Below are 22,757 nucleotides of genomic sequence, written 5' to 3'. Positions count from 1 at the left end.
CAACCAAGGAACGTCATGACAATCCCACCGTCTTCGGGTGTCCGGGCGATGCGTCGCCGGGTCGCCGTCACCGCCCAGCAGGACCTGGTGTCCGTCACGGACAGTCCGCACTCGATCCTGTCCGTCGTCCGACCGGCGGCCCCGTCGGTCGACCTGGAGCACTGGATGCGGTCCAACCGCACGCGCGTGGAGGAACTGCTGAGCGACCGCGGTGCGGTGCTCTTCCGGGGCTTCCAGCTGTCGTCGCCGGAGGAGTTCCAGAGCGTCGTCAAGGCCTGGTCACCGCAACTCCTCAACTACACCTACGGATCCACGCCGCGCAGCCGCTCCTCAGCGGCGGGCGTCTACACCTCGACCGAGTACCCGGCCGACCAGACGATCCCGCAGCACAACGAGATGGCATACGCGCGGATCTGGCCGGAGCACCTCTGGTTCTACTGCCACCAGGCGTCGCCCGAGGGCGGCGCGACGCCACTCGCCGACAGTCACCTGGTCGCGCAGCGGCTCGACCGCGCGCTGCTCGACTCCTTCGCCGAGCGCGGTGTGCGCTACGTCCGTCACTACGGCACCGGCTTCGACCTGACGTGGCAGCAAGCGTTCGAGACCGACAGCCGGGCAGAAGCGGAAGAGCTCTGCCGTGCGCAGAGGATCGAGTTCACCTGGTACGGCGAGGACAAGCTGAAGACCTCGCAGGTGTGCCAGGCCGTGATCGAGCACCCGTCGAACGGGAAGCAGCTCTGGTTCAACCAGGCCCACCTGTTCCACACCTCCGCGCTCGCCCCCGAGGTACGCGACGAACTCCGAAGCGGCGGTGGGGAGATCCCGCGCGAGGTCTACTTCGGTGACGGCGAGCCGATCCCGGACGCCGTCCTTGAGGACGTTCGGGCCGCCTTCGCCGCCGAGACGATCCGGGAGCCGTGGCAGGACGGCGACCTCATGGTCATCGACAACATGTCGGTCTCGCACGGGCGGGACTCGTATCGGGGCCCGCGCCGCGTGCTGGTGGCGATGACCGACGAGCGCAGTGGAGACGCGGGAGGACCCCGATGATCGAGCTCGAGCAGACCGAGGGCTACCAGCTCTCGCCCCAGCAACGAGCGGTCCACCTCCACGGGGACGCGCAGGCCCGCGCCACCCACCGGATCTCCACCACTTCGGTGCTCACCCCGGGTGAGCTGGCGGACCGGATGGAGGCCCTGGTGGCGGAACACGAGGTCCTCCGCACCAGGTACGCGGCGTTGCCCGGCCTGCGCCTGCCCGTGCAAGTGGTCGATCCGGCCGGCCCCGTGATGGTCGAGGAGGGCGCCGACGGCCGCACCCTGCTGCGGGCCGGCGAGCTGATCGTGGAACACACCCGGAGCCAGGACGGGACGGTCCTGCTCGTTGGACTGCCGCGCCTCAGCGTGGACCGGGCGTCGTGGAGCACCCTCACCGGCTTCCTGCTCGGCGAGTCCGCAGAGCCCGGACCGGCGGAGGAGGAACCGCTCCAGTACGCCGATGTGGCGGCTTGGCTGTGTGAGGAACTGGAGAACGCCGGGTCCGCCGCTGCCACCGCCACGGAGGAGCGGGCCCGGTCCGCCACCGGACTCCCGTTCCTCCTGCCGGCAGGCCGCCGGGACCCGGAGGCCGGAACGGTGACCGTCGTGACGACGCTGGACGGCCCGGTGCCCGCCCGGCTGCGCGCCGTCGCCCGCGAGCTCGGGGCGGGCGAGGAGGCCGTGCTGCTCGCCGCCTGGCGGTCGCTGCTCGCGCGGTACAGCGGGAACGCCGACGACCGGCTGCTCGTGGTCACCCAGGGGCGCTCCGCCGACGGACTGGCCGGCGCTCTCGGGCTGCTGGAGCGGCCGGTGGATGTGCGCCTGCCGTCCGATCCGCGGACTCCGTTCGCGCAGGCCGTGCGGGACGCCGATGAGGCACTGCTCGCCGCGAAGGAGCGGGAGAACCACGCCGATCCGGAGGCTCTCCTCACTACGGACGCCGTCTCCTTCCGCTACCTGGAGGACCGGTGGGCCGCTCTGGCCGAACCCGGCCCGGCGGGCGCGTACGAGCGCCCCGGTGCCGTCCACCTGGACTGCGTGCTGGGCCCGGAGGCACTGCTCGTGACCTTCGCGGGTCACGGCGGCCAGGTCGCCAAGCCGGACCTGGCCGCGCTCGCCGAGGCGTTCGGGAACCAGCTGGCCGAAGCGCTCGCCGACCCCGGGCGGGCCGTCGGCGTGCTGCGCCTGCTCACCTCGGCCGAGCCGGCGGACGAGCCGGACGAGCGGCACAGGAGCGTGCTGCACCGCTTCCTGGAGCATGCCGAACGGAACCCCGACCGCCCCGCGGTCCGCAGCGGGGAGCAGGTACTCACCTACGGCGAGCTGGCGCGGCGGGCCTCGGCCACCGCGGGAATGCTGCACCGCCACGGCGTGCGTGCGGGGGATTACGTCGGGGTCGTGGTTCCGGCGGTGGCCGACACCCTGGTCGCCCTGCTCGGCACATGGCTGGCCGGTGCGGCCTTCGTCCCGGTCGACCCGGCGTGGCCGCAGGAGCGCATCGAGACCGTTCTCGGCCTGGCCGACACCGCGTACGTGCTCGTGCCGCAGGCCGCCGCCGGCCTCGTGCTGCCCGTCACGCCCCTGCCGCTGCCGGCGGCCGACCCGCAGCCCGAGCAGGAGGCCGAGCCCGCGGTCGCCGGGGCGGGGGACGCCGCGTACGCAGTCTTCACTTCGGGCACCTCGGGGACGCCGAAGGGCGTCGTCATCGGTCACGGGCAGCTGGCCCACTACGCCTCGGCCGTGCTGAAGCAGCTCGGGCTGGGCGAGGGCGCCGAGTTCGCCGCCGTCTCCACCTTGGCCGCGGACCTGTCCTACACCGCCGTCTTCCCGACGCTCGCCGACGGCGGATGCGTCCACCTGGTCGACGCCGACGTGGCGACGAGCCCGCAGGCGTTGGCCGACCGGTTCGCGGCGTGCCCTGTGACTGCGATGAAGCTGGTGCCCTCGCACCTTTCCGCGCTGCTCGCCGAGGCCCGTGACCCGGCCGCCCTGCTGCCGAGCCGGGTACTGGTGCTCGGCGGCGAGATCCTGCCGCCGACACTGCTCACCCGGCTCCGTGAGCTCGCGCCTCAGCTCAGGGTGTTCAACCACTACGGCCCGACCGAGACCACCGTCGGCGTGTCCGTCCTCCCGCTGGACGGCGGGATCGACGAACGCTGCGCCTCGGTGCCGGTCGGCACCGGCATGGGGGACAACCTCCTCACCGTCGTCGATGGCGAGGGCAACCCGCTGCCGCCGTGGTGCCCGGGCGAGGTGGTGATCAGCGGACCGGGCGTGGGCCTCGGCTACCTCGCGGAGCTGCGTGAGGGCCGCACCGGATTCGGGGAACGCGGCACGACGCGGCAGTACCGCTCGGGTGACCTCGGCCGACTTGTGCCCGGCGCGGGCGTCGAGATCCTCGGACGTCTCGACGACCAGGTGAAGCTCCGCGGCTACCGGGTCCAACTCGGCGAGATCGAGGTCCTGGTGCAGCAGCAGGCCGGTGTGGCGGCGGGCGCCGTCGTGGCTCGGACGGACGACAGCGGCCTGGTCTCGCACCTGGACGCCTATGTCGTACTCACCGGGGACGCGGATGCCCCCTCGGTCAATGACCTCCAGACGGCCCTCGGCCGCCGACTGCCCACAGCCCTCGTGCCGACCGGGTGGCAGGTGCTGGACCGGCTGCCGCTGACGCGTAACGGAAAGCTCGACCGGAAGGCCCTGGCACCCGTCGAGACCGTCCGCGCCCAGGCCGCCCGGCCGCGCGACTCCGTCGAGCAGCGGCTCCTGGTGCTCTGGGCCGAGGTCCTCGGACTGGACGCCATCGGACCGGAGGACGACTTCTTCGAGCTCGGCGGACACTCTCTGCGGGCCATCAAGCTGATGTCCCGCACCAACAGTGCCTTCGGCTGCAAGCTCCCGATGTCGTCGATCTTCAAGGCCCGGACCGTGGCGGCCATGGCCCGCCTGGTGCGCGACGGCGAGACCCGGGACTCGAACCTCGTCCCGTTGCGCCCCGCTGAGGGGGGCTCGCCGGTGTTCTGCATCCACCCCGGTGGCGGCAGCACGCTCAGCTACTGGGAGCTCGCCCGGCTGCTGTCGGCGGACCGCCCGGTCGTCGGCGTCGAGTCCCTGGGCCTGCACGGTCAGGAGCCGCAACGAAGCTTCGCTGAGATGGCCGAGGGCTACGCGGCGGAGATCGCCGCCGCCACCGACGGGCCCGCCGTGATCATCGGCTGGTGCTTCGGCGGGATCATGGCGCTGGAGACGGCCCAGGCACTGCGCCGGGCCGGCCGTGAGGTGGACAGGCTGATCATCGTCGACTCCTTCGCTCCCGGGTTCGAGGACGAGGAGGACGACGGTTCACAGGACGACCTGCTGTCGGAGTCCGTCCTGATCGGCCGTTTCGCTTGGCACTACGAGCTGGATCTGCCCGAACAGATCCCCTCCGGGAAGGCTGCGTTCGACCTTCTGCTGGCAGAGATGCAGAAGCGCGGGCACCTGCCGCCCACCGCGGGAGAGGACGACCTGCAGAAGCTGCTGGACGTCTACACCTGCAACATGACGGCGATCCGGCGGCACGCCGAGACCACCGATCCGGCGGACTCGACGCCCGATTACCCGGTGCTCCTGGTCCGCGCCGAGCCGGCGGGTGTGCCGCTGGAGTCGGACCGAACCTGGGGCTGGCGCAAGCTGGTGGGCCCCGGCCTCGCCTTCACCGCCGTGGAGGCGGATCACCACAGCATCATGCGGCCCCCGGCCGTCGCCGAGCTCGCGGAGCTGGTCTCCCGGGCCCTCGACGCCCCGGCGCAGCCGTAGCGGCTGTCGTCGAACACCACCGCTCCAGCCACTGTTCGGCGCGCACCCGGCTGTCGGCCGGTAACCGCGTGCGCGCCGAGCAGGCGGCACCCGGCCGACGTCGCCGCGCTCGGTCGGCAACAGGCACCGCTGAAGACAGCACCGAAGACATCACCGAACGAATGGCTCGTGACATGGACGATGTGAAGGAATCCTGCCTCTTCCCCGAGCGGGACCGGGTGGCCCTCTACGAGGCCACCGCGCCGGGCGTGAGCCCGGTGGAGTGGGCGATGGCGAACGTCGAACGCCTCAACGCGCGCCTGGTGACCGCGGGGGCCGTCCTCCTGCGCGGTTTCGACGTGCCGGACGCATCGGTGTTCTCCGGCTTCGTCAAGGTCTTCGGCGAGGAGCTCGCCGAGTACACCTACCGGTCGACGCCCCGCAGCAAGGTGGGCGACGTCTACACCTCGACGGAGTACCCCGCCAGCGAGGTCATCCCGCTGCACAACGAGAACAGCTACACCAGCCGCTGGCCGCAGCGGCTCTGGTTCTACTCGGCGGTCGCGGCGCAGTCCGGGGGCGAGACCCCGCTCGCCGACAGCCACGCGGTCTATCAGCGCATCCCGGCCGACGTGCGCGAGCGCTTCGAGCGCCACGGCGTGCGCTACGTTCGCAACTACCGTGCGGGGATGGGCATCTCCTGGGAGGAAACCTTCCCCGGCATGGACCGCGCCGCCGTCGAGAGGTTCTGTGGCGAGCGGGGGATCGTCGTCGAGTGGCAGCCGGGCAATGGGCTACGGACCACCGAGACCTGCCAGGCGGTCGCCACCCATCCGGTCACCGGCAAGCAAGTCTGGCTGAACCAGGCGCACCTGTTCCACGTGTCGAGCCTGAACGAGGCGACCCGCCTCGCCCTGCTCGAACTCATGGCGGAGGAAGAGCTCCCGCGCAGCGCGTATTTCGGCGACGGGAGCCGCATCGACGACGCCGACCTCGCCGCGGTCCGCGGCGCGTACGAGGCGGAGACGCTCGCCTTCCCCTGGCAGGCCGGCGACCTCCTCATGGTCGACAACATGGCGATGGCCCACGGCCGGAACAGCTTCGTGGGGCCGCGCAAGGTCCTCGTGGCGATGACCGGCTCCCACGGCAGCCGGCAGACCGGCTGAGGACAGCCGCGCCCCCGGCCGCGTCCGGGACCGCCCTTCACTGGGCCGCTCCAACCCCCGGTCGATGCCGCGCTCCGGGGCTGATCGCCCCGGAGCGCGGCAAGGGACAACGGAACGAGATGAATCGAAACATGCACCGTCATGTGGTCCTGAGCGGCCATCACGCCCGACTCTCCTACTGGACAGAGCGCCTGGCGGGGGCCTTGCCCGCGCTCGAACTCGTCACCGACCACGTGCGCCCCGCGGTCCGCCGCCCCGCTACGGACGAGGTCCCCTTCATGCTCGGGCCAGGTCCGGCCGGCCGGCTCGCCGACCTGGGCCGTGAGTACGGCGTGAGCCGGTTCACTGTGCTCGTGGCGGCACTCCAGCTCGTGCTGGGCCGCTACGCGGCTGCCGCGGACGTCAGCCTCGCCACCCCGGCGCCGAACGCCGGCCTGGTGGTCCTGCGCACGTTCTGGGAGGACGCTCCGGCCTTCGCCGACCTTCTGGCCCGCGTGCAGGAGGCTCTGTCGGGCGCGTACGAGCACGTGGACGTGCCGTTCGAGGAGGTCGTGGCGGCCCTGGCGCCGCCGCGCGACCCGAGCCGCGCGCCGCTGGTCCAGGTCGCAGTGGCCATGGGCGAGGCAGTGCCACTGGCTTTCGCCCCCGCTTCGGAGGAGCCGAGCCACGCCGCCGTCCTCGACCTGTCGGTGACCTGGGAGGAAAACACTCGCGAGACGGGCGAGCTGTGCGGTTCGGTGGAGTACGACACCGAGCTGTTCGACCGGGCCACGGTCGAGCGGCTGGCGGGGCACTACCTGACGCTGCTGGAGTCCGCGCTCGCCAACCCCGGAGCCCGGGTGACGGACCTCGGGCACACCACCCCGGAGGAGCTGGCCCTGGTGGCCGCATGGGGGACGGAGGGCGGCGAGGCCCGGATCGGGAACCTCGTAGACGCCTTCCGCGTCCAGGCCGCCCAGACCCCGAACAGCACCGCGCTGGTGTTCCCGGACGGCGTCTGCACCTACGCCGAACTCCTCTCCCGATCGGAGGACTTGGCGCACGCACTGGTCGAGCTAGGCATCACACCGGAGACCGTGGTCGGGCTGGCCATGGACCGTTCGGCGGCGCTGGTCGTCGCGATGCTCGCCGTCCTCACCGCCGGCGCGGTCTACCTGCCGCTCGATCCCGGCCACCCGGAGGCGCGGCTCGCGTTCATGGTGGCGGACAGCCAGGCGCGCCTTGTGCTCGCCGACCGGGAGCTCGGCTCCGCCGGCGACGTGCCGGTCGTCCGGATCGAGGAGCTGAACCCGCGGTCCGGACCGGCCGGGGGGACCTTCCCCGGGATCCACCGGGACCAGCGCGCGTGCGTGCTCTACACCTCCGGCTCCACCGGGCGGCCCAAGGGCGTCGAGACCACGCACGCCGGGATCGTCCGACTGGTGTGCGATGCGCCCTACCTCGGCTTCGGCCCCGAGGACGTGGTGGCACAGGCGGCGAACGTGTCCTTCGACGCGGCCTCGCTGGAGATCTGGGGAGCGCTCCTCAACGGCGCCCGTCTGGTGGGCGTCCGCAAGGACGAGGTGCTCTCGCCCGAGCTGCTGCGCGCCCGGATCGAAGAGCACGGCGTGACCGCGATGTTCCTCACCACGTCCGTGTTCCATCAGTGCGTGGACGTCGCGCCCGCCACCCTGGCCTCGCTCCGAACGGTCTTCTTCGGCGGTGAGGAGGCGGACGCCCGGAGGATCGCGGCGGTGCGTCGGGCCGCCCCCGGTCTGCGCCTGGTGAACGGGTACGGCCCGACCGAAGGCACCACTTTCGCCAGCACCTTCGACCCCGTGGACCTGCAGCCGGACGCGGCGCGGGTGCCCATCGGGCGGCCCATCGCCCAGACCCGGCTGCACGTGCTCGACGCGTCCGGTCGGGAGACCGGCATAGGCGTCCCTGGAGAGCTGTACCTGGCCGGAACCGGTCTCGCCCGCGGCTACACCGGCCGCCCCGACCTGACGGCCGAGCGCTTCGTGCCCAGCCCGTTCGGCATCGGAGAGCGCCTCTACCGGACGGGCGACCTGGCCCGCTGGCGTGAGGACGGACTGCTGGAGTGCCTGGGCCGGGCCGACGCGCAGGTGAAGATCCGCGGTGTGCGGATCGAGCCCGAGGAGATCGCCAGCGTCCTCGGGACCTGCCCGGGCGTGCGCGCGGCGACCGTCGTCGCCCAGGGCAAGGCCGGGGACCTGCGCCTGGTCGCCTACATCGTGCCGGAACCGGACCGACCGCCCGTGTCAGCAATGGAGTTGCGCGCCTTCCTGGCTGCCCGGATGCCCGAGACGATGGTGCCCGCGTGGTACGTCGCGCTACCCGGGCTGCCGCTCACGCCGAACGGCAAGGTGGACCGCCGCGCGCTCCCCGCCCCGACCGCGGCGGACGGCGTCCAGGCGCAGGACCACGTGCCGCCCGCCGGCGTGACGGAGGAACTCGTCGCCCAGGTGTGGGCGGAGATCCTGGGCGTGTCGAACGTCTCCGCGTCCGACGACTTCCTCGCGCTCGGCGGCCACTCGCTGCTGGCCGCCCAGGTCGTGGCCCGGGTCGGTGCCCGGCTCGGGGTGGAACTCACCGTCCGGGACCTCTTCGAGGCGCCGACGGTCGCGGCCTTGGCCGCCCGCGTCGCCACCGCACGGCGGGCGGGCGCCGCCGTCCCGGTCGTCCCGGCCGGCCCCGGACCGCACCCCCTGTCCTTCGCCCAGCAGCGGCTCTGGTTCCTCGACCGGCTGACTCCGGGGCACCCGCTCTACAACGTGCCGCTGGTCCTGGCCATCGAGGGCGCCCTCCACGAGCAGGCGCTGGCCGAGAGCGTGCGGGCGCTCGTCCGGCGCCAGGCATCTCTACGCACCCGCCTGGTCGGGGACGGGGACAGCACTCGGCAGGTGATCGACGACGATCCGGACATCGGGGTGACGACCGTCGACCTGACGCACCTGTCCGAGGCCGCCCGGGCGGCGGAGACGCAGGCCCACGCCCTGCGCGAGGCGGAGTACCCGTTCGACCTCGCCACCGGTCCCCTGGTGCGGTTCGTCCTGCTGAAGCTCACTCCGGAGCGCCACGCGCTCCTGCTCACGATGCACCATGCGATCTCCGACGGCTGGTCCGTCGGCGTCCTGGTGCGCGACCTGGGCGCGCTCTACGCGGCGGCCCTGCGCGGAGGGCGGCCGGACCTGCCGGACCTCCCGGCCCAGTACACCGACTACGCCGTGTGGCAGCAGCGATTCCTCGACAGCGGCGTGCGTGACGAGCAGCTCGGCTACTGGAAGGAACGCCTGCGCGGCGCGCCGCCCGTGCTGGAGCTGCCGACGGACCGTCCGCGCCCGCCGGTGCCCCGCCACCGGGGTGAGGTGTTCCCGGTGCGCCTCTCTGCGGAACTCACCCGCCGGCTCGACGAGGTGAGCCGCGAGCACGGGGTGACGCGGTTCATGACGCTGTTGGCCGCGTTCCAGCTCGCACTGGGCCGCTACGCAGGTGTCCGGGACGTCACCGTCGGCTCGCCGGTCTCCGGGCGTACCCGCCCGGAGTTCGAGGGACTCGTCGGCTTCTTCGTCAACACGCTCGTGCTGCGGACCCGGTGGGAGGACGACCCGACGTTCGCCGAGCTCCTGGCCCGCGTGCGGGAGACCACGCTCGGCGCGTACGACCACCAGGACGTGCCGTTCGAGCAGGTCGTGGCGGAGCTGAAGCCGCCGCGCGACCCCAGCCGCACGCCGCTCTTCCAGGTGATGCTCGCGACGCAGAACATCCCCGGCGGCACCACGGTCCTGCCGGGGCTGTCGGTGGCCGCGAGGGAGTCGGTGAGCCGGATCGCCAAGTTCGACCTGACAGTCGCGTGGGAGGAGGCGTCCTTCGGCGCGGACGAGCTGCGCGGCTCCGTGGAGTACGACACCGACCTGTTCGACCGGGCGACGGCCGAGCGGATGACGCGCCACTACCTGACGCTGCTGGAGTCGGCGCTCGCCGACCCCGGCAGCCGGGTGTCCGGCCTCACCATGACGAGCCTGGAGGAAGCCGGCGTCACCGCCGTCGGACCGGCGGCCCCGGCCGCGCGTGCCGCGACCCTCCACGAGCTCGTGGCCGCTGCCGCCCGGCGCCACCCGGACCGGCCGGCGATCGTCCAAGGCGGCCGGACGCTCACCTATGCCGAGCTGGAGGCGCGTGCCGACGCCGTCTGTGCCCACCTCCGCGCCCGCGGGGTGCGTGCCGGAGACACCGTCGCCGTGCGGATGCCCCGTGTGCCGGAGTGGCCCGTCGCGTTGCTCGGCGTACTGAAGGCCGGCGCCGCGTACGTTCCGATGGACGTCGGCGCGCCGCGCGAGCGGTTCGAGTACGTGGTGGGTGACTCGGGTGCCGTCCTCGTCCTGGGATCGCGCACGGACGGCCCGCCGGCGGGCGGGGGAGTGCCGTGGGCCGCCGTAGAGGACGCTCTGGAGGGTCCTGCGGCGCAGGTCGCGCCGCTCCCCCAGGAGGCTCTGGCCTATGTCCTCTACACCTCCGGAACGACCGGACGCCCCAAGGGAGTCGGCGTCAGCCACGCCAACCTGGTGCACACTCTCACGGCTGTCGGGGAGCAGTACGGGCTCGGACCGGACGACCGGGTCCTGCAGTTCGCCGCCCTCACCTTCGACGTGGCCGTCGAGGAGCTCTTCGCGAGCCTGGTCCGGGGTGCCGGCGTCGTCCTCCTCCCGCCGGGACCGGTGCCCGGCATCGACGAGCTGATGGAGCTCGTCCGGGCGGAACGCCTGTCGGTGCTCAACCTTCCGGCGTCCTACTGGCACGAGTGGGTCTCGATGCTCGACCGCCACCCGGTGTCCGCCTGCCCCGCGCTGCGCCTCGTCGTGGTCGGCAGCGAGCGGGTGGACGGCGCGAAGCTCGCCCGCTGGCAGGCCGCCGCCCCGGACCGGGTGCGGTGGCTCAACGCCTACGGCCCGACGGAGGCCACCATCACGGCGACCGTCCACACGCCGGCGGAAGCGGGCCCGGGCGGGTCGGCCACCGGGGCCACCGTCCCGATCGGCCGGCCGCTGCCAGGGGTGCGCGCCTACGTGCTCGACGACGCGCTCAGCCCGGTACCGCCGGGCGCCGCGGGCGAGTTGTACCTGGCGGGCGGCGGCGTGGCGCGCGGCTACCTCGGGGACCCGGCGCGCACCGCCCAGAGCTTCCTTCCCGACCCCTGGGGCGGACCCGGCGAGCGGATGTACGCGACGCGGGACCGTGCTCGTCGGACGACCGACGGAGTGCTGGAGTTCCTCGGCCGGACCGACGACCAGGTCAAGCTGCGGGGCTTCCGCATCGAGCTCGGCGAGATCGAGGCGGCGCTCGGTTCGCACCCCGCCGTGCGCGAGGCCGTGGTGGTCCTGCGCGAGGACACCCCCGGCCGGCCGCAGCTGGCCGGGTACGTGGCACTCACGGGCGCGGCGTCGCCTGCGGACCTGCGGGCGCACGCCGAAGAGTGGCTGCCGGGATACATGGTGCCGGCCGCGATTGTCGTCCTTGACGAACTGCCGCGCAGCGAACGCGGCAAGCTCGACCGGCGTGCCCTGCCCGCACCCGGCCGTCCGTCCGGCGCGGCTGCGGCCCGGTTGCTGCCCACCGGTGAACTCGAAGTCGAGGTGGCCGCGATCTGGCGCCGGATCCTCGAGGTCGAGGACATCGGCGCCGAGGAGAACTTCTTCGAGGCCGGCGGCCATTCGCTCCTGATGGTGCGGATGCAGGCCCGGCTGTCCGAAGTACTCGGCCGGAATGTCCCCGTGGTGGATCTCTTCCGCTTCCCGACGGTGCGCTCGCTCGCGCGCTACCTCGCCGCGGGCGACACGTCGACCGCCGGGGCCCGGGGCCGTACCCGGGCCGAGGCACGAAAGACCCTGCAAGGGGCGCGAGCGCCGAGAAGGCGAGCGGGCGGCCCCAGGACGTTGGAGACGAAGAACGATGACTGATGAGACGATGACCGGCGAGAACGACCTGCCCGACAACGCCATTGCCGTCATCGGCATGGCCGTACGCGTCCCCGGTGCCCGGACCCTGGAAGGCTTCTGGCGGAACCTCCGCGACGGCGTGGAGTCCATTGCGACCTTCACGGACGAGGAGCTGCTCGCCGCCGGTGCCACACCGGAGGAGATCGCCCGCCCCGGGTACGTCCGGGCGCGTGGCGCCCTCGACGGCGTGGAGGGCTTCGACGCACGGTTGTTCGGTTTCTCCCCGCGTGAGGCGCAACTGCTCGACCCCCAGCACCGCCTCTTCCTGGAGTGCGCGTGGGAGGCGCTTGAACACGCGGGCCGCCCGTCGGAGGCGACCGACGCGGTGACCGGCGTCTTCGCGGGCGTGGGCGAGAGCTCCTACCTGCTGAACAACCTGCTTCACCGTCAGGACCTGGTCGCACGGATCGGCGAGTTCCAGACCTCGCTCGGCAACGACAAGGACTTCGCGCCAACCCGCGTCTCCTACAAGCTGGACCTGCGCGGTCCCAGCGTCAGCGTGCAGACCGGCTGCTCCACCTCTCTGGTGGCCGTGCACACCGCGTGCCAGGCCCTGATCAACGGCGAGTGCGACGTCGCCCTCGCGGGCGGCGCGACCGTCACGGCTGCGCAGCGTCGGGGGTACCAGTACGAGGAAGGCGGCGTCCTCTCCAGGGACGGTCACTGCCGGGCGTTCGACATCGACGCGTCGGGCACCGTCCCGGCCAGCGGCAGCGGCGTCGTGGTGCTGAAGCGCCTGGAGGACGCCGTCGCGGACGGTGACGTGATCCACGCGGTGATCCGCGGTTCCGCGATCAACAACGACGGCGCCCGGAAGGCGGGCTTCACCGCGCCGAGCGTCGAAGGACAGGCCGACGTCATAGCCGAGGCCCTCGGCGTCGCGGACGTGGATCCGTCGACCGTGACGTACGTGGAGGCCCACGGCACCGGCACGCCGATCGGCGACCCGATCGAGGTGGCGGCCCTGAAGGCTGTCTTCGGCGATGCGCCGCAGCGTGTCGCCCTCGGCTCGGTGAAGACCAACCTCGGCCACCTGGACACCGCCGCCGGAGTCGTCGGGCTGATCAAGACGGTCCTTGCGCTGACGGCGCGCGAGCTGCCGCCGTCGCTGCACTTCAACCGGGCGAACCCGCAGCTCGATCTGGAGGAAGGCCCGTTCTACGTGAATGCGGCCCTCGCGCCGTGGTCCGACGGGATACTGCGCGCCGGTGTCAGCTCCTTCGGCATCGGCGGGACCAACGCCCACGTGGTGCTGGAGGAGGCACCCGCACGCGTGTCGACGGCGGGCGGACGTCGTCTGCACGTGCTGCCGCTCTCCGCTGCCACGGCGACGGCGCTGCGGGCCACCGGAACGCAGCTCGCCGCGCACCTGCGGGCCCGCCCGGAGGAGAGTCTGGCCGACGTCGCGTACACCCTCCAGCGCGGTCGCTGGACGCTGGAGCACCGCGGTTTCGTCGTGGCCGGCAGCGCGGAGGAGGCTGCCGACGCCCTGGCCCTGCCGGCGTTCGACCGGTTCGCCACGCAGGAGACCGCGAAGGACCGCGCAGTCGTCTTCCTGTTCTCGGGTCAGGGCGCGCAGCGGATTCGGATGGGGCAGGCCCTCTACGAGAACGAGCCGGTGTTCCGCACGGAGGTCGACCGGGCGGCCGATCTCCTCGCGCCGGTCCTCAACGAGGACGTCCGCCGTCTGCTGTACCCCGGGGCGACGGAGGCGGAGCAGACCGAAACGATCCACCAGACCCGTTTCGCCCAGCCTGCGCTCTTCGTGCTGGAATACGCGCTGGCCCGGCTCTGGATGTCCTGGGGCGTCCGCCCGGCGGCGATGCTCGGCCACAGCCTCGGTGAGCTGGTGGCCGCGTGCCTGGCCGGGGTCATGTCGCCCGAGGACGCGCTGCGCCTCGTCGTGGCGCGCGGACGGGTCATGCAGGACGCCGCGGCCGGTGCCATGGTCGCCGTGCCGCTCCCGGAGAACGAGGTCGCGCCGCTGCTCGACGGCGAGTTGGACCTCGCCGCGGTGAACGGTCCCCGGGCCTGTGTGGTGTCCGGCCCCTTCGACGCGGTAGCCGGATTCGAGGCGCGCATGGCCGGGCAGGGCGTGGCGACCAAGCGCCTGCGGACCTCGCACGCCTTCCACTCCCACATGATGGAGGCCGCCGCGGCGGCGTTCGAGGTCGAGGTCGCGCAGGTCCGCCTGTCGGTCCCGCAGATCCCCTTCGTCTCCGGCGTGACCGGCACCTGGATCACCGACGAAGAGGCCGTCAGCCCGGTCTACTGGGCCCGGCAGATCCGTGCCACGGTCCGTTTTGCCGACGGCCTGCACACGGTGCGCCGCCCGGGCGCGCTGCTGCTGGAGGTCGGCCCGGGCCAGAGCCTGGTGCGCCTTGCGGGAGCGGGCGAGGGCGGCCGCGGAGCCGTCGCGTCGCTGCCGTCCAACGGGCCGGACAGCGACGCCGAGGCCGAGCTGCTGGCTGCCGTCGGCGAACTGTGGTGCCGGGGCGCCTCGGTGGACTGGGAGGCCTTGCACGGTGCCGAGGCCCCGCGCCGGACCGTGCTCCCCACCTACCCCTTCGAACACGAGCGGTGCTGGGTCGACGCTCCAAGCGGCGCGGCGGCGGCCCCGGTCGCCCCCGGCGCGCTCCTGGCGCGCGGCTTCCGTCGGCTGGGCCCGGTCGGCGCCCTGCGCGGCGAGGAGACCCGGGGGGTGTGGCTCGTGGTCGCGGACCGGACGGACACCGTGGACGCGGTGGTGGACCGGCTGCGTGCCCAGGGCAGGACGGTGGTCACCGCCCTGTCCGCCGCGGCCGGTGCGGACGTGCTGGCCTCGAAGGTCGACGCGGGCGTGCGGGTCGAGGGTGTGCTGGTCGGGATGCTGGACGCACACACGCTCGGCCCGGCCGGCCTGAGCGCCTGGGAGCACGCTCTGACGGAGCGCGGGGACGCGGACGCGCGGATCGTCGCACTGACGTCAGGCGCGCTCGACGTCACGGGCGAGGAGCCTCTCGTACCGTCCCGGGGAGCCCTGGCCGCCTGGGCGCAGGGCGGTCGCCGACGGACCCTGGTCGACGTCACCGTGCCGGGCACCGCGGCCGGAGCGCGCCGCCTCGCCGGCGCGCTGCTCGGTGAGCTCTGCCGCGCGGCCCACGCACCCGTGGTCGCGCTGCGCGGCGGGCACCGGTTCGCGCCGGTGCTGGAGCCCCTGCCGGAGGCGCCTCGCGAGACGCACGAGCGGTTCCGCGGCGCCCACTTCACGCTCTGGGGCGACGAGCCGCAGACGGCCCCGTTCGGCCGCGCGCTGACCCGGGCCGGCGCCTCGGTGCTGCTCGGTCCGACCGCCTCCGCGGGCCTCGCCGGGCCGGCCACCGCCGTGGTGGTGCTGGCCGCGGATGCCGCCGAGGAGGACGTTCTCGCGCTGCTCACGAATGTCGCCTCCGCCGTGGCCTCCGGGCACCGGGCAGCTGAGGTTCACCTGGTGGGCAGCACGGGGACCGACGCCGGCGAGCCCCCGCTCGCAGGCGTGGTCGAGGCTTTCCTCGCGCTGGCCGCCCGGGAGTCCGAGACCCCGTGGACGAGCTACACCTGGCTGGTCGGCGACCTCGCGAGCGTCGAGCGCCGTGCGGCGCGCGTCGTGGGCGCGGCGTCGGGGTGCCAGGTCGTCGTGACGCCGGAGGACGCGCCCGCGGACTCCGCCCCTTCGGGCGGCGAGGACATCGCCGACGGTGAACCGGCGTACGAGGACGAGACCGAGCGCGAGGTCGCGGCGATCTTCGAGGACCTGCTCGGTGTCCGGCACATCGAGCCCACCATCGGGTTCTTCGAGCTCGGCGGCCACTCCCTGCTCGCCGCCCAGTTCGCGACCCGGATGCGCGAAGTGTGCGGCATCGAGCTGCCGCTGAGCACCTTCTTCGCGGACCCGACGATCCGGGGCCTTGCCGGTGTCCTGCGCACCGCGCGCGTCCGGCCCGACGCCGCCGTCGAGCTCTGGCCCACTGTCGTGCCTGATCCCGCCGCCGCGGCGGAGCCCTTCCCACTCACCGACGTGCAGCAGGCGTACTTCGTCGGCCGGACCGGCGTCTTCGAACTCGGCAACGTGGGCATGCACGGTTACGAGGAGTTCGACGTCCCGGACTTGGACGTGCCCCGGATGGAGCGCGCATTCCGCCGTCTGATCCGGCGTCACGGCATGCTCCGCGTGGTCGTGCTCCCGCACGGCGAGCAGCAGATCCTCGACGACGTCCCCGACTACGTCATCGCGACCGAGGACGTGCGCGGCCTGGCCGAGGAGGCGGTGCAGGAGGTGCTGGAGCGGACCCGTCAGGAGCTGTCGCACCAAGTCTTCGCCCCCGACCGCTGGCCGCTGTTCGACCTGCGCGCCACCGTCATGGACGGCGGCCGGGGCCGGGTGCACTGCAGCGTCGACGGCCTGATCACCGACGCCTGGGCGTACGGCCTCTTGATGCGGGAGCTCGTCGAGCTCTACGCCAACCCCGATGCCGAGCTTCCCGAGCTGGAACTCACCTTCCGGGACTACGTGCTGGCGGAGCAGAGCCTGGAGTCGGGCGAGCGTTTCCGGCGGGCCGAGACGTACTGGCAGGAGCGCATCCCCGAGCTGGCTCTCGCCCCCGAGCTGCCGCTGGCCCGAGACCCGCGCACCATCGACACCCCGCGCTTCCACCGCACGGGCGGGGAACTGCCGCAGGAGTCCTGGGCCCGCGTCAAGGCCTCGGCCTCGCGGCGCGGCATCACGTCCACGACGCTGCTGCTGACGGCGTACAGCGAGGTGCTCGCGACGTGGTCGAAGAACCGCCGCTTCACCCTCAACCTCCCCATGGCGAACCGGCTTCCGCTGCATCCGCAGGTCGAGGAGATCATCGGCGACTTCACCTCGGTGACGCTGCTGGAGATCGACGCCGTCAGCGAGGCGCCGTTCGAGACGCGGGCGGTGGCGGTGCGTGACCGGCTGGTGGCCGACCTCGACCACCGGCTGTTCAGCGGCCTGCGCGTGATGCGGGAGATGAAGAAGGCCCGCGGTGACGCGGCGGCGGCGATGCCGGTCGTGTTCACCAGTCTGTTCGTCCATCACGGCGACGACGACCAACTCGGCGAGGTGGTCTACAGCATCTCGCAGACGCCCCAGGTCTGGATCGACGCGCAGGTGTACGAGGCCGACGGCGCTCTCGTCCTGGACATCGACGCGGTCGAGGGGCTCTTCCCGGAGGGCATGGTCGCGGCGATGCACGCCGCCACGCTGGACCTCCTGGAGTGGCTCGCGCTCGACGACGACAACTGGGGCCGTCCGGTACCCTCGCTCGTCCCCCGCACGGACCTGGCGGCGTGGGAGGAGTACAACCGGACCGACGGGCCGCTGCCCTCGGGCCTCCTCCACGAGCCGTTCTTCGCCATGGCGGCGCGCGCGCCCGAGCGGCCCGCCGTCATCACCCCGAGCCGCACCCTGAACTACGGCGAACTGGCCGCGCACGCCCGCGGCATCGCCGCGCACCTCGGCGTCGTCGGGGTCGCCCCGAACGATCTCGTCGCCGTGGTCATGGAGAAGGGCTGGGAGCAGTGCGCGGCCGTGCTCGGCATCCTCGCCGCCGGTGCCGCCTACCTGCCCATCGACCCCGAACTGCCCGACGAGCGGATCCGGCTGCTGCTGGAGCACGGACGCGTCCGCGCGGTCCTGACGCAGTCGCACGTGGCGGAGGACGGGGGCGCCCGCTTCGAGGACGTGGACACCGTGCTGCATGTGGACCGGCTCGAGCCCGCGTCGGACGCCGAGGTCGCTGCTGCTCCGTCGGTTGCGATCCGGACGAAGCCGGAGGACCTCGCGTACGTCATCTTCACATCCGGCTCCACCGGGCTGCCCAAGGGAGTGATGATCAACCACCGGGGCGCTCTCAACACGGTCGTCGACATCAACGAACGGTTCGGCGTGGGCGAGTGCGACCGGGTCCTTGCGCTCTCCTCGCTCAGCTTCGACCTGTCGGTCTACGACGTCTTCGGCCCCCTCGCGGTCGGCGGCGCGGTTGTCGTGCCGGACGCCCGGGCCCACCGCGACCCGGCGGCCTGGCTGGCACTCATGGGTGAGGCCGGGGTCACGGTCTGGAACTCCGTGCCGGCGCTGATGGAGCTGCTGGTCGAGCACATGAGCGTCAAGGGGCTGACCGGGGCCGGCGCCAACGGCGGCGGGCTCAAGCTCGTGATGCTCAGCGGCGACTGGCTGCCGGTGACACTCCCGGACCGCATCCGGCAGCTGTTCGCGGCGCCGGAGATCGTGAGCCTCGGCGGTGCGACGGAGGCCTCGATCTGGTCCATCCTGTACCCGATCGGAGAGGTGCCGCAGCACTGGGCGAGCATCCCGTACGGCCGACCGATGCGGAACCAGACCTTCCACGTGCTCGACGAGGAGCTGCGCCCGCGTCCCGTCGGCGTCCCGGGCCAGCTCTACATCGGCGGCGTCGGCCTCGCCGACGGCTACCTGCGGGACAAGACGAAGACCAAGGCCGGCTTCATCACCCACCCGGTGACCGGCGACCGGCTCTACCGGACCGGCGACCTCGGCCGCTTCCTGCCGAGCGGGGACATCGAGTTCCTCGGCCGCGAGGACTTCCAGGTCAAGGTACAGGGCTACCGAATCGAACTGGGCGAGATCGAGGCCGCGCTCATGCAGCACCCGGACATCCGCGCCGCCGTCGCGATGGTGGACGGGGACCCCCGCGGCACCAAGCGCCTGGTCGCGTTCGTCGTCCCGCAGACCGGTGGTGCGATGCCCCAGGACATCCGGGAGTTCCTCGGCGGGAAGCTGCCGGCGTACATGGTGCCGACGGTCTTCCTCGAGGTCGACGCCCTGCCGCTCACGGCGAACGGCAAGGTCGACCGGCGGGCGCTCGTGGTCCCGGAGAGTGCGGCCGACGAGACCGCGGCCCCGTACGAGGCTCCCGGTACGCCCATCGAAGAGGCCATCGCCGAGGTCTGGTCGAGCATGTTGAACGTCGAACAGATCGGCGTCAATGACAACTTCTTCCTGCTCGGCGGCGACTCGCTGATGGCGATGCGCGCGGTGGTCCACCTGCGCAAGGCGCTCGACCTGGACATCCCGATCCGCGTCATCTTCGACAGCGAGACCTTGGGGGACACCGCCCTCCTCATCGAAGACCTGCTGATCGCCGAGATCGAGGGCATTTCCGACGAGGCAGCCCAGTCGCTCCTTGCCGACGACTGAGACCATCCTGGAGAACACACATCGTGAACCGCACCGCAGCCATCGCGGCGAAGCGCGCCCACGGCTGGATCGTGGGCGCGCGGCGCCCGGTCGCACCCGCCGTCAGACTCCTGTGCCTGCCCCACGCCGGCGGCGGCTCGTCGGCCTACGCCTCGTGGGCCTCTGCCCTCGACGACACGATCGAGGTCTGCCCGGTCGAGCTGCCCGGCCGCCAGTCGCGCTGGCGCGACCAGGCCTTCACCGACTGCGAGCCGCTCGTCGACGCGCTCGCAACGGCGATCAGGGACGAACTCGGCCTACCCTACGCCCTGTTCGGCCACAGCATGGGGGCCCTCCTGGCGTACGAACTGGCGCGGGCCTTGCGCCGACGGGGCTTGCGGGAGCCATGCGTGCTCTTCGTCTCCGGTGGGCCCGCGCCGCAGCTCCCGCGCGAACAGCCCGCTGTCCACGACCAGCCCGACGACATGGTGGTCGCGAAACTCCGGACACTGGGCGGTCTTCCGGAAGACGTTCTCGCCGAGCCCGAGTTGCTGGAAGTCCTACTGCCAGCCATTCGTGCGGACTTCTCCGTGTGTGAGACGTACCGCCACCGACCGGAGCCGCCGCTCGGCTGCCCCGTAGTGGCGTTCGCCGGGGCCGAGGATGCTGAGGTGCCGCCCGCGCGCATGGAGGCCTGGCGCGAGCAGACGACGGCAGAATTCGAGCTGCACGTTCTTGCCGGTGACCACTTCTTCGTGAGGAGCTCGCAGGCGGCGATCCTCGAGACCGTCCAGGCCACCCTGGTATCCGCGTCCGGTCGCGCCTGACCACCTGCCCGGCCCGGGCACGGCCCGGCCCGGGCACTACGGGTGCCGATACATCATCCAGGCTGTTCAGGCGGCATGTTGGTACTCGTGGAGGTTTCCGCCGAGTCGATCTCATCGGTGGATGTTCAGATGTTTGATCTGTTCGGGGTCGGTGGTCGGTTCGGGCAGCGGGCGGAGCGGAGCCGCTTGCGCCAGGGCCCGGTGGGGGCGGTGGCCGTTGTCGTACGACTCGAATTCGCGCAGGGCGTGGAGCAGGTGTCGCTGGTCCCGTACGAGGGTGCGGTCGAGCAACTCGCGCTGGCAGGTTTGTATCCACCGCTCCGTGATCGAGTTCATCCGCGGAACCCGGATGCCGCTGAGGACGATCTCCAGGCCGGAGTCTGCCATCACGGCGTCGAAGGCTTTTGTGAACTTGGACTCCCGGTCGCGGATCAAGAACTTGGCCGTGCTGCCTGCATCCTGGAGGTCCATGGCGAGATTGCGCCCGAGTTGCACCACCCAGTCCGCGGTCGGGTGCGCGGTGGCTGTGGGGTTCCAAAAGTCTCGTATGGTCGCTGAGCTGGGCGTTAGCCGGATCGGCGTGATGTGGAGGCGCCGACGCGGTGGCCGAGCCGCTGTAGTTCACCCTGGATGCGGGTGCAGCCCCCCGGTGGCGTTCTCGCGGGCCAGGTGCAGGATGAGGGCGGCCAGCTCCTCGGGGATCGGCGGCCGACCGGTGCGGGCGGGTTTCTGTTTCCACTTCCAGCGGAGCAGGCGGCGGTGTCAGGTGAGCAGGGTGCGGGGGGTGACCAGGCGGTGCCGGCGCAGTCCGGCGGGCAGGTGCTGAGCGAGGGCGGCGAGCACCACGCGGTCCGGCCAGGTCGGACTGGGCCGGGCACCGAGCTGGCGGCGTAGGACCGCGACCTCATGGCGCAGCGCGAGCAGTTCAACGTCCTTGGCCGCGTCCGAACGCGACAGCAGCAGGAGCAGTCCGAGAAGCCGGACGAAGATCAGGTAGAGCACGCGCAACGCCATGCGGTCCGAGCCTGCCATGACCGATCGGAACTGCAATGCGCCTGATCAGATGCTGCGCGTGACTTCTGGCACCCTTCAGGGTTCGGCGGCCGGTCTGCCGGCCCGGGGAGCGGGCCGTGAAGGCGGCGTCCCCCCGGAACGTCGTCGCGCAGCCGGCCCCGGGCGGTGCGGAGCGCACGGTCCTCGTGCGGCAGCGGGCAGAGGACCGGCTGCTCCGGCGGCCCGGGCGGCCACGCCCGCCGACCCGGCGCCTCGACCAGCGCGACCTCCTCACGCCCGGTCGGGCGCCGCAGCGTCACCGTATCCGTCCGCGCCATGGGCGCACTCCCCCCTTCCGCGTCGGTGGGCTGTCCACCGTAGTGGCGGGCGCCGCATCGGCGGCGAACACGATGTCGTCCGCCGTCCGCGCGTGGCATGTCCCGAGGACGGTCCCGAGATCGCGGTGGCACCCGAGCCGTCGGAGCCGAGCGCCCGGGTGGCCCGCCTCGAACGGTCCCGGGACGCGCGGGGTGTCACGCGGCGGAGCCTGCGCCGGGACCACGTGCGGCGCCACGACCGGACGCCACGGTGGCCCTGTGGCCGGCGGTGCGCTGCGCCGGGACCTCGGCGGCGGTGCGGCCGGGCGGGACGTGGAGGAACCCGGTTGCGCAGGTCATCGCGCGGCGCTCCGGATCGCCCAGGCCTCCAGCGCGGCGAAGTCGTCCGTGGTGAGGCCGCGGCGCGGGTCGACGTGGTGGAGCAGGGCGGGCCGGTCGTGGCGGGCGGCGATCCAGGCGTGGTCGGCGTCGGTGAGTTCGTCGTCGACCCAGGCGAAGGCACGGCCTCGGGCCCAGTGGGCCACGTGCCTGGTCTTCCGGTGCAGGCCCTCGGGGTCCTGGCGGTGCAGGTCGGCCGAGGGCCACTCGATCACCGGAAGCTCGGGCAGACCGAGCGCCGGGGCGATTTACTCGTTCGCCTCGTGCATCCACGTGGTCGCCCAGACCAGCTCGAACGGCAGCGCCCGCAACCGCCTCCCGTGGTCGGGGTCGAGCCACACCCGCAACGGCTTGACGTACCCGGCGGCCCGCAGCCTGCCGTAGGGGCGCGAGGCCGCCGGGGAGGCCGACCAGGACGCCGGGCGCATGCGGAAGGTGGCGTAGCCCGCCGGCCGCCGCTCCGGTTTCGCGGCGTAGGGGTTGAGCGGTCCGTCCACATCCAACAGGAGCAGGGGGCGCTGCACGGACGCGGTCATGGCCTGCACGGTAGCTTCCGGCAGACCGGTCGCACACCCGGATGTCCGGCGGGTGCAGCGGCCGGGCCGACCGGCGGTGGGGTGGCCGTCCGTTCCCGGCAGGTCGGGTGCTCCCCGTGACGGTGGACACGCCTCTGGGAACTCCCGCAGGCCGTGGTGTCCGCGCCGGTGCCGGCCGCACCCGTCGACCTGGTGACCCCGAGCCGGCCGCAGGGTTCGGCGGAGGCCCGGGGGCCGCACCGGGCTCCGTGAGGTGAAGTCCGCCCGCCCGCCCGCCCGCCCGCCCGGCCGGCCCCGGCTCCGGCTCCGGCTCCGGCCCCGGCGTCGGCGGCGCGGCGTGGCCCCGCACGGTCGTCCGCCTGCGTCCGCGCAGTCGACCGTCCGGCCCGTGGACCGGGCCGGCAGGCCCATCGCGTCCCGCCGGAACCCGCCGCCGCACTTCGACGGACGTCCCCTCCCTGCTTCCCTCCCGGATCCACGGATCCGGTGGTCAGGGGCGTCCGCACTCGGA

Annotated in this window: 8 protein-coding genes and 1 pseudogene; 6 read left to right on the top strand and 3 right to left on the bottom strand. The window is 72.7% G+C overall.

Features of this window, described 5'->3' with window-relative positions:
• Nucleotides 1-15: 15 nt before the first annotated feature.
• The 6 genes from ACFY07_RS23600 (at nucleotide 16) to ACFY07_RS23575 (ending at nucleotide 20,001) form a co-directional block, all read left to right on the top strand.
• Nucleotides 16-1,050: a TauD/TfdA family dioxygenase gene (locus ACFY07_RS23600; RefSeq protein ID WP_390871379.1), complete on the top strand. Its 1,035-nt coding sequence runs from the start codon at nucleotides 16-18 to the stop codon at nucleotides 1,048-1,050.
• A complete protein-coding gene (locus ACFY07_RS23595) occupies nucleotides 1,047-4,835 on the top strand; it encodes an amino acid adenylation domain-containing protein (protein WP_390871377.1) in 3,789 nt (1,262 codons plus the stop codon). Before ACFY07_RS23600 ends, ACFY07_RS23595 begins: the two co-directional genes overlap by 4 nt.
• A gap of 173 nt (nucleotides 4,836-5,008) precedes the next feature.
• On the top strand, nucleotides 5,009-5,980 hold the full coding sequence (locus ACFY07_RS23590; protein WP_390871376.1) for a TauD/TfdA family dioxygenase: 972 nt from the start codon (nucleotides 5,009-5,011) through the stop codon (nucleotides 5,978-5,980).
• Nucleotides 5,981-6,111: 131 nt separating this feature from the next.
• Nucleotides 6,112-11,937: an amino acid adenylation domain-containing protein gene (locus tag ACFY07_RS23585; protein ID WP_390871374.1), complete on the top strand. Its 5,826-nt coding sequence runs from the start codon at nucleotides 6,112-6,114 to the stop codon at nucleotides 11,935-11,937.
• Nucleotides 11,930-19,195, top strand: a complete 7,266-nt coding sequence (locus ACFY07_RS23580) for an amino acid adenylation domain-containing protein (RefSeq protein ID WP_390871373.1) — start codon at nucleotides 11,930-11,932, stop codon at nucleotides 19,193-19,195. Before ACFY07_RS23585 ends, ACFY07_RS23580 begins: the two co-directional genes overlap by 8 nt.
• Nucleotides 19,196-19,218: 23 nt before the next feature.
• Nucleotides 19,219-20,001 (top strand): thioesterase II family protein, encoded by a 783-nt coding sequence (locus ACFY07_RS23575; protein WP_390871371.1) that lies wholly within the window; start codon nucleotides 19,219-19,221, stop codon nucleotides 19,999-20,001.
• Between the two features lie 111 nt (nucleotides 20,002-20,112).
• Here the strand turns inward: ACFY07_RS23575 and ACFY07_RS23570 are convergent, their stop codons facing one another.
• The 3 genes and pseudogenes from ACFY07_RS23570 to ACFY07_RS23560 form a co-directional block, all read right to left on the bottom strand.
• Nucleotides 20,113-20,472, bottom strand: coding sequence for an integrase core domain-containing protein (locus ACFY07_RS23570; protein ID WP_390871369.1), 360 nt, complete (start codon nucleotides 20,470-20,472; stop codon nucleotides 20,113-20,115).
• Nucleotides 20,473-20,763: 291 nt separating this feature from the next.
• Nucleotides 20,764-21,015, bottom strand: a complete 252-nt coding sequence (locus ACFY07_RS23565) for an integrase (RefSeq protein WP_390871367.1) — start codon at nucleotides 21,013-21,015, stop codon at nucleotides 20,764-20,766.
• 652 nt (nucleotides 21,016-21,667) lie between these two features.
• Nucleotides 21,668-22,246: pseudogene (locus ACFY07_RS23560) on the bottom strand (HAD domain-containing protein).
• Nucleotides 22,247-22,757 lie beyond the last annotated feature (511 nt).

The organism is Streptomyces sp. NPDC001380, assembly GCF_042895785.1.
Taxonomy (GTDB): Bacteria; Actinomycetota; Actinomycetes; order Streptomycetales; family Streptomycetaceae; genus Peterkaempfera.
Note: the sequence above shows the minus strand (reverse complement) of the source record. Positions and strands in the feature narration are given on the sequence as shown.

What these genes read in the sequence shown, in the direction of transcription:
- ACFY07_RS23565 (WP_390871367.1), bottom strand. Translation starts at nt 21,015, where the DNA reads ATGGCGTTGCGCGTGCTCTACCTGATCTTCGTCCGGCTTCTCGGACTG.
- ACFY07_RS23600 (WP_390871379.1), top strand. Translation starts at nt 16, where the DNA reads ATGACAATCCCACCGTCTTCGGGTGTCCGGGCGATGCGTCGCCGGGTC.
- ACFY07_RS23585 (WP_390871374.1), top strand. Translation starts at nt 6,112, where the DNA reads ATGCACCGTCATGTGGTCCTGAGCGGCCATCACGCCCGACTCTCCTAC.
- ACFY07_RS23595 (WP_390871377.1), top strand. Translation starts at nt 1,047, where the DNA reads ATGATCGAGCTCGAGCAGACCGAGGGCTACCAGCTCTCGCCCCAGCAA.
- ACFY07_RS23580 (WP_390871373.1), top strand. Translation starts at nt 11,930, where the DNA reads ATGACTGATGAGACGATGACCGGCGAGAACGACCTGCCCGACAACGCC.
- ACFY07_RS23570 (WP_390871369.1), bottom strand. Translation starts at nt 20,472, where the DNA reads ATGGACCTCCAGGATGCAGGCAGCACGGCCAAGTTCTTGATCCGCGAC.
- ACFY07_RS23590 (WP_390871376.1), top strand. Translation starts at nt 5,009, where the DNA reads ATGGACGATGTGAAGGAATCCTGCCTCTTCCCCGAGCGGGACCGGGTG.